7 protein-coding genes are annotated in these 7,334 nt (G+C 59.2%); 3 read left to right on the top strand and 4 right to left on the bottom strand.

Annotation, left to right across the window (positions count from 1 at the left end; translation table 11 throughout):
- Positions 1 to 105: 105 nt before the first annotated feature.
- Together OE750_RS15445 and OE750_RS15440 are read right to left on the bottom strand one after the other, a co-directional pair.
- Positions 106 to 510, bottom strand: coding sequence for a DUF4864 domain-containing protein (locus tag OE750_RS15445; RefSeq protein ID WP_263765205.1), 405 nt, complete (start codon positions 508 to 510; stop codon positions 106 to 108).
- A gap of 49 nt (positions 511 to 559) precedes the next feature.
- The gene (locus OE750_RS15440) at positions 560 to 2,203 is read right to left on the bottom strand and encodes a lysine--tRNA ligase (RefSeq protein ID WP_263765210.1); all 1,644 of its coding nucleotides are present in this window, start codon (positions 2,201 to 2,203) and stop codon (positions 560 to 562) included.
- A gap of 121 nt (positions 2,204 to 2,324) precedes the next feature.
- Between OE750_RS15440 and OE750_RS15435 the strand changes: the two genes are divergently transcribed.
- Positions 2,325 to 2,750: a tellurite resistance TerB family protein gene (locus OE750_RS15435; protein WP_263765204.1), complete on the top strand. Its 426-nt coding sequence runs from the start codon at positions 2,325 to 2,327 to the stop codon at positions 2,748 to 2,750.
- 19 nt (positions 2,751 to 2,769) lie between these two features.
- On the opposite strand, the gene dacB is transcribed toward OE750_RS15435, so the two are convergent.
- Together dacB and OE750_RS15425 are read right to left on the bottom strand one after the other, a co-directional pair.
- On the bottom strand, positions 2,770 to 4,284 hold the full coding sequence (dacB, locus tag OE750_RS15430) for a D-alanyl-D-alanine carboxypeptidase/D-alanyl-D-alanine-endopeptidase (protein ID WP_263765203.1): 1,515 nt from the start codon (positions 4,282 to 4,284) through the stop codon (positions 2,770 to 2,772).
- A gap of 40 nt (positions 4,285 to 4,324) precedes the next feature.
- Positions 4,325 to 4,921 carry a nicotinate-nucleotide adenylyltransferase gene (locus tag OE750_RS15425; protein ID WP_263765202.1) on the bottom strand — a complete coding sequence of 199 codons (597 nt, stop codon included), beginning with the start codon at positions 4,919 to 4,921 and terminating at the stop codon, positions 4,325 to 4,327.
- Positions 4,922 to 5,106: 185 nt separating this feature from the next.
- On the opposite strand from OE750_RS15425, the gene ettA reads away from it, so the two are divergent.
- Positions 5,107 to 6,762, top strand: coding sequence for an energy-dependent translational throttle protein EttA (gene ettA / locus OE750_RS15420; RefSeq protein ID WP_263765209.1), 1,656 nt, complete (start codon positions 5,107 to 5,109; stop codon positions 6,760 to 6,762).
- 131 nt (positions 6,763 to 6,893) lie between these two features.
- Positions 6,894 to 7,247, top strand: coding sequence for a hypothetical protein (locus OE750_RS15415; protein WP_263765201.1), 354 nt, complete (start codon positions 6,894 to 6,896; stop codon positions 7,245 to 7,247).
- Positions 7,248 to 7,334 lie beyond the last annotated feature (87 nt).

The raw sequence follows: 7,334 nt of genomic DNA, 5'->3' as shown, positions 1-7,334 counted from the left end.
CCCCCCCCCCCCCCCCCCCCCCCCCCCCCCCCCCCCCCCCCCCCCCCCCCCCCCCCCCCCCCCCCCCCCCCCCGGGTCGGATTGAACGCAGTTCAATCCGAAAGATCAGACACTGACCTCTGGCAATTCAAGCATCTGCACCGCATCTATCAGCCATGCGCCTTCAACCTCGATCATGCGGTAATCCATCAAATACCGTGCGCCCTTGGCATCCGTCACAAGCACCTTCTGCCAGAGTTTCCCAGCCACCATCCGCGCGTCCAGATAGCGCACATCCGTTGGCCGCCAGACCATAGGATAGCCCTGCCGCACCATCGCGCCAAAGTTCTCGGGCGTGCGAAACGCGTTCCGGATTGTCGGGCTGGCATAGGTAAACGCCCGCCCGAAATCATCCTCCTTAAAGGCTTCGATCTGAGCCGCAATCACCTGTCGGATCGCGGCATCATCTGCCTTTGCAGGCTTCACCCACAAGGCCAGAGCCATCGTCAAAATCAAAAAAATCTGTTTCATAGCGTCCCCTCCTACAAAGAGATACGCCACAAGCCTTGAATCAGATCAATCAACCCAACTCGCCGCGCAGGCCTTGCTCAATCAGATCGATGGTTTCATCGACACCGTAAAGCGCAATAAAGCTGCCAAAGCGCGGGCCTTGGCTCGCGCCCATCAACACCTCATAGATCGCCGCAAACCATTCGCGCAGGTTCTCGAAACCGTGGTTCTTGCCCACCGCAAAAACAATGCTCTGCAAGTCTTCGCCATCGGCCATATTCAACTCAGCCACAGGCTCGTCCTTGCCCATCGCCTTGTTTTTCGTCTCGATCATCGCGCGCGCAAGTGCGGGGTCTTTCAACGCCTTCACCAGATCTTCCAGCGCCGCACGCTCCTGCTCCGTCGGCGCACGGAACTGGCGCGTCGGCTTCACAAAATCGTTGAAGTAGCGCACAGCATAGCCCGCCGCCGCATCAAGCTGCGGGTTGTTTTGTGCACTCGCCTCGGGTGCGTAGCGTTTGATAAAGCCCCAAAGCCCTTCCTTGTCCTCGGATGCCGCCACGCTGGCGAGGTTCAAAAGCATCGAGAACGGCACAACCATATCAGACTTGGGCACATCGCCGCTGTGAATATGGTAAACAGGGTTGTTCAAGCGCTGTGTCTCGTCCTGCCCCTCGTAAGCCCGCAGCTGCTGGTGGTATTCGTCCACCGCCTTGGGGATCACATCAAAATGCATCCGCTTCGCGGTCTGCGGCTTCAGATACATGAAGTAGCCAAGGCTCTCGGTACTGGCGTAGGTGAGCCATTCATCAATAGACACGCCATTGCCGCTTGATTTCGAGATTTTCTGGCCGTTCTCGTCGAGAAACAGCTCATAAGTGAAATGCTCCGGCGCACGTTCGCCCAGAATACGGCAGATGCTGTCATAAATCGGCGTGTTGGTGCTGTGGTCCTTGCCATACATCTCAAAGTCCACACCCAGCGCCGCCCAGCGCGCGCCAAAGTCGGGCTTCCACTGTAGCTTCACATTGCCGCCGGTCACAGGCAGGGTCATTTCCTCGCCCTCTTCGGTGTCAAAAGTGATCGTGCCGTCCTTGGCATTCACTTCTTTCATCGGCACATACATCACCCGCCCCGTTTCAGGGTGGATCGGCAGGAAAATCGAATAAGTTTTGCGACGCTCTTCGCGCAAAGACTTGAGCATCACAGCCATGATCTCATCATATTTCTCGGCTGCGCGCAAAAGCACTTCGTCAAACTGCCCCGAAGCGTAGAATTCTGTCGCCGAGATAAACTCGTATTCAAACCCGAAGGTATCCAGAAAGCGCCGCAGCATCGCGTTGTTATGCGCACCAAAGCTGTCAAACTTCTCGAAAGGGTCAGGCACGCTGGTCAGCGGCTTTTGCAAATGCTCCGCCAGCGCCTCGGGGTTGGGCACATTGCCCGGAACCTTGCGCATCCCGTCCAGATCGTCGGAAAAGCAGATAAGCTTGGTCGGAATATCGCTGATCACCCCAAAGGCATGGCGGATCATCGTTGTGCGCGCCACTTCGCCGAATGTCCCGATATGCGGCAGGCCCGAGGGGCCATAGCCCGTCTCGAACAGAACAAAGCCCTTCTTGGGCGGCTGCTTCTCATAACGCTTCAAAACGCGACGCGCCTCTACAAAGGGCCAGGCTTTTGATTTCATCGCAGCGTCACGCAGTGCCGACATTGTTTTCTTCTCCATTGCGGTCCATCTACACAACGCAGGGACCAAACTTCATGCTTCCTATTGGCAAGCGCGCCATTGGTCAATATTCTGCACTGCAACAAAGCTTTCAAGGAGCGCTCCAATGCAAGATACAACATCGCACCCCATGTCGCCCCAGGATTGCCTCGTCGCCGTGATGATCGCCGTTTCGGCCTCAGATGAAGACATCCGCACAGCAGAGCTTGTGAAGATCGAAAACACAGTCAACATGCTGCCCGTCTTTGCAGATTATGATATCGACCGTATGAACAGAACAGCCCAGGTGGTGTTTGATCTCTTCGGTCAGGAAGACGGGCTTGATGCCCTCTTCGGCCTCGTGCGCGACAACCTCCCCGAAGCGCTCTTTGAAACCGCCTATGCCCTTGCCTGCGATGTCGCCGCCGCCGATGGAAAACTCGCAGAATCAGAGCTGCGCCTCCTGGAAGAAATCCGCTACGAGCTTTCGATTGACCGCCTCCACGCCGCCGCCATCGAACGCGGCGCACGTGCGCGTCACATCACGCTCTGATACGCTAAAGCGCAGCCTCTCACACGCCGTAAAGCGCGCCCCAGCGTTCGATCAGGCCTTGCTGCAACCCTTTGGCACGCCTGTTCCAGCTGCGCGCACCGCGCGGGCTTTCACGATCGTCACGCTTGATGCGTGCGCGCGTGCTCTCGTCGGCGGCAAAAATAGCAAAGCTCATCAGCGTGCCGTCAGGTGCACGCGCATAGCCTGCCAATGCGCTCACAAAGTTAAGCGTCCCTGTCTTGGCATGCACACCAATGGGGTGGTTCTTCATCACGTTGCCCTTGCTGTCACGCATGTCAAACCGTTTCAGCAGCGGTTCAATCACCCCTCGCGCACGCACCAGCGCCAACGCCATGTCTTCTGCCGTGGCCTCTGAAGCATCGCCAAGCCCCGAGTGGTCGACAAAACGGCTCGACTTCATGCCAAGCTGCTGGCCCGCCCACTGGCTCATCTCGCCGGCACTTGCCTTCAATGTGCTCACCTTGCCATTGCGCGCCTTGGTGGCGGCCAGCCCGACCATCTCGGCCATCAGGTTGTTGGAATAGAACAGAAAATCGCGACACATGCGGCTCAGCTCGACACTCTGCTGGCGCACAAGAACACGGCCCCCGCCGCGCCCTGTGCCCTTTTGTGGCTGCGGAAGCGTAACGCCTTGTGCACGCGCCAGGTCACGCAGCACTTCGCCCGCATAAATCTCGGGGTGGCGCACAGGCAACCAGCGCGAGCCGCCCTTGCCCAGCGCCTTGGCCGAAACGCTCCAATGGTCTTCCTCGCCCTTGCCCGCATAGGTGTAAACAGGCATATCCCGCGAAGCGATCTTCATCTTGGCAAAGCGCACAGACGGGCGGTGGCTGTTGCTGCGCGCGTCCATCGTGGTGGCCCATTTGCCACCTGCGCGCTTCCATTCAAAATGCACACGGTTAAAGTTCAGCGCGATACCCGAGATCGCAGGGTTATACCCCACATGCTCGGGTTGGTCGCGGTCAATCTCGTTGAGGCTCGGAAGAGCCGTGCCATCCACATAAAACCTGCCCTGCACCTCGCGCACCCCAGCCGCCTTCAGCTCGGCCGCGAGCTTTACCATACGGTCGGTGTCCAGCGTCGGGTCACCCCCGCCTTTCAGTATCAGATCACCTTTCAGCACACCGCCGCTCACTGGCCCCATGGCGACAAGCTCGGTGAAAAAGCGGTGACCGGCCCCCAACGTGCCCAGCGCATACAGCGCCGTCACGGCTTTGGTCACACTCGCAGGCGGCAGCCCGCGCCGCGCCTCGCGGCTCTCAAGCAGCAGCCCCGTCTTGGCATCCGCCACAGCAAAGCCCACTCGCCCGCCAAGCTCGGCCCGCGCAATCAGCGCCTCCGCACTGGCCGCCTTGGGCGCGGCGGCGCCCGCCGTCGAGGTGCTCACACCGGCGCCCCCGGCGGGCCGCGGCTCGGGCCGCAACGAGACATCAGGCGCGCGCGCACAAGCTGCCGTTGCAAGGGCCGACAGCCCTGAACTCAGGAAAAACCGTTTTGAAATATTACGCATCATACCCTCAACTGTAAGCTCAATTCGCAAACGCCCACAAGCGTTACCACTTACCCCTCGCGCGAATGTCACTGGAGGAAACAGCGCGCATCGGAACGTTCACAAAACACCACGCAGGCGCTGGCGCGTGCGCCAAAAGCTGGCTCTCAGACGCGCGCAGCTGAAAGCGGCGGTAAATATCGGCCGCCTTCGCCCCCCGCGCCTGTAGCCGCTGCCCGGGCCGCGCGAGAATACCGATCGGCACCGTCTCGATAATCCACTTCCAGTCGCCCCACCGGTCAAACTGTGCCAGATTGTCCGCCCCCATCAGCCAGACAAACCGCGCTTTCGGATAAGCCATCATCAACGCGCGCAAAGTCTCGGCAGTATACCTCGTGCCTGCCCGCGTCTCAAAATCGCTGATCCTCACACGCGGATGCACCATAACCTCCCGCGCCCGCGCCATCCGCTCGCCCAAAGGCGCTGGCCCCTCGGCCTTCAAAGGGTTGCCGGGCGATACAAGCCACCAGACCTCGTCCAGCCCGAAGCGCTTCAAAGCTTCCCGCGTGATATGCACATGCCCGCCGTGAGCCGGATCAAACGATCCGCCCAACAGCCCGATCACGCGGCCCGCAGGCACATATGGCAAACCCTGTCTCATGCGCCCGTTCTCGCCAGCCGCCCCCGTAAAGTCAACGCAAAGTCAACGTGCGCCGCGTGCTCTTTCTTATTGCCTCAAATATCCATCCCGCAGCCGCCTAAAGCACCACAACTAGCGCATTGCCCCCACGCCCGCCAAAGGCTATCACCCCTGCCAACACAGTCACACAAAACATGAGGTTTCCCATGGCCGCTTACCAATACGTCTACCACATGCAGGGCGTCTCCAAGACATACCCCGGCGGCAAGAAATGCTTCGAGAACATTCACCTCAACTTCCTCCCCGGTGTCAAAATCGGTGTGGTCGGGGTCAACGGCTCGGGTAAATCGACCCTGATGAAAATCATGGCCGGCATGGACAAGGACTTCACCGGCGAAGCGTGGCAAGCCGAGGGGGCCAAGGTCGGCTACCTCCCCCAAGAGCCGAAACTTGATGAAACCCTCGATGTGCGCGGCAACGTCATGCTCGGTGTCGCCGCCAAGCAAGCCAAGCTCGAGCGCTACAACGAACTCGCGATGAACTACTCCGATGAAACAGCCGATGAAATGGCCGCCCTGCAAGACCAGATCGACGCCGAGAACCTCTGGGATCTCGACAGCCAGATCGACGTCGCCATGGAAGCCCTGCGCTGCCCGCCCGATGACGCCGCCGTCGCCTCCCTTTCAGGCGGTGAAGCCCGCCGCGTCGCGCTCTGCAAACTGCTGCTCGAAGCGCCCGATATGCTGCTGCTCGATGAACCGACCAACCACCTCGACGCCGAAACCATCGCCTGGCTTCAGCAGCACCTGATTGATTACGCAGGAACCATCCTGATCGTCACGCACGACCGCTACTTCCTCGACGATATCACCAGCTGGATTCTCGAACTCGACCGCGGAAAAGGCATCCCCTACGAGGGCAACTACTCCGCATGGCTCGAGCAAAAGGCCAAACGCCTCTCGCAAGAGGCCAAGGAAGATAAATCCAAGCAAAAGACACTGGAACGCGAACTCGAATGGATGCGTCAGGGCCAGAAAGCCCGCCAGGCCAAGCAAAAAGCCCGTATCAACGCCTATAACGAGCTCGCCTCGCAGTCCGAGCGCGAAAAAGTCGGCCGCGCGCAGATCATCATCCCCAATGGCCCCCGCCTCGGCGGCAAGGTCATCGAGGTCGAGGGTCTCAAAAAGGCCATGGGCGACAAGCTGCTGGTCGAAGACCTCTCCTTCGCCCTGCCCCCCGGGGGCATCGTCGGGGTGATCGGCCCCAACGGCGCGGGTAAATCCACGCTCTTCAAGATGCTCACCGGGCAGGAAAAGCCCGACGAGGGCACAGTCACCTACGGCGACACGGTGCAGCTCTCCTATGTCGACCAGTCGCGTGATGATCTCAACCCCGACGATACCGTCTGGCAGGCCATCTCGGGTGGCAACGACATCATCCAACTGGGCGACGCCGAGGTGAACTCCCGCGCCTATTGCTCCGCGTTCAACTTCAAAGGCGGCGACCAGCAGAAAAAGCTCTCCCTGCTCTCTGGCGGCGAGCGCAACCGCGTCCACATGGCGCGGCTTCTGAAAGAAGGCGGCAACGTCCTCCTGCTCGATGAGCCGACAAACGACCTTGATGTCGAAACGCTGCGCGCCTTGGAAGATGCCCTCACCGACTTCGCCGGCTGCGCCGTGGTCATCTCCCACGACCGCTTCTTCCTCGACCGCATCTGCACCCACATGCTCGCCTTTGAAGGCGAAGCGCACGTAGAATGGTTCGAAGGCAACTTTGAGGACTACGAGGAAGACAAGAAACGCCGTCTGGGCGCGGATGCGCTCGAACCCAAGCGCTTGAAGCATAAGAAGTTCAGCCGCTAAGGCTTGCCCTATCTCTATTTAGAAACGCAAGGCCGGTTGTTTGTCGAGCAAATAACCGGCCCTTTCTAACTTGAGTTCATATGACGGAAGAAACATAGTCGGTGTCATTATAACTCACTGAGGAAAGTACATTGCACATCAAACGCTTTTTCACCGTCGTAACTTTAGCAACAATCGCCTTTTCTAGCCCCACGCACGCAAAAGAGCTGTCTGGCGCTGATGCCCTCGCACTTCTTAACGGGAAGAACCTGAACTGCACTGCCGATGGTAAGAACGTTACTATCAACTTTGGCGCACCCAATGCCAAAGGCCGTATCAAGTTCAAAGTCACTATGGACGGTCGCACAATCTCAAATGGCTACCGGATGACCAAGAAGGGCACACTTGTGAACGACAAGACGAATGTTCCACGCAGCGTATCAACGGGTGCAGGCGGCACAATCATTCTCAAAGGTCGGGGTGTTCCAGACGCTGTCTGCAAATAGTTGAGCGGCCTTTAGGCCGCCCTTCTTTTATTTCACTAAAGGCTGCGCCCGACACGAGGTGGGCGCCAGTCGCAGCAACCTGTAGGG

Origin of the sequence: Lentibacter sp. XHP0401 (assembly GCF_025751535.1) — a bacterium.
In the GTDB taxonomy this organism is placed as follows: domain Bacteria; phylum Pseudomonadota; class Alphaproteobacteria; order Rhodobacterales; family Rhodobacteraceae; genus Lentibacter.
This window is presented reverse-complemented; position numbering and strand designations above follow the sequence as displayed.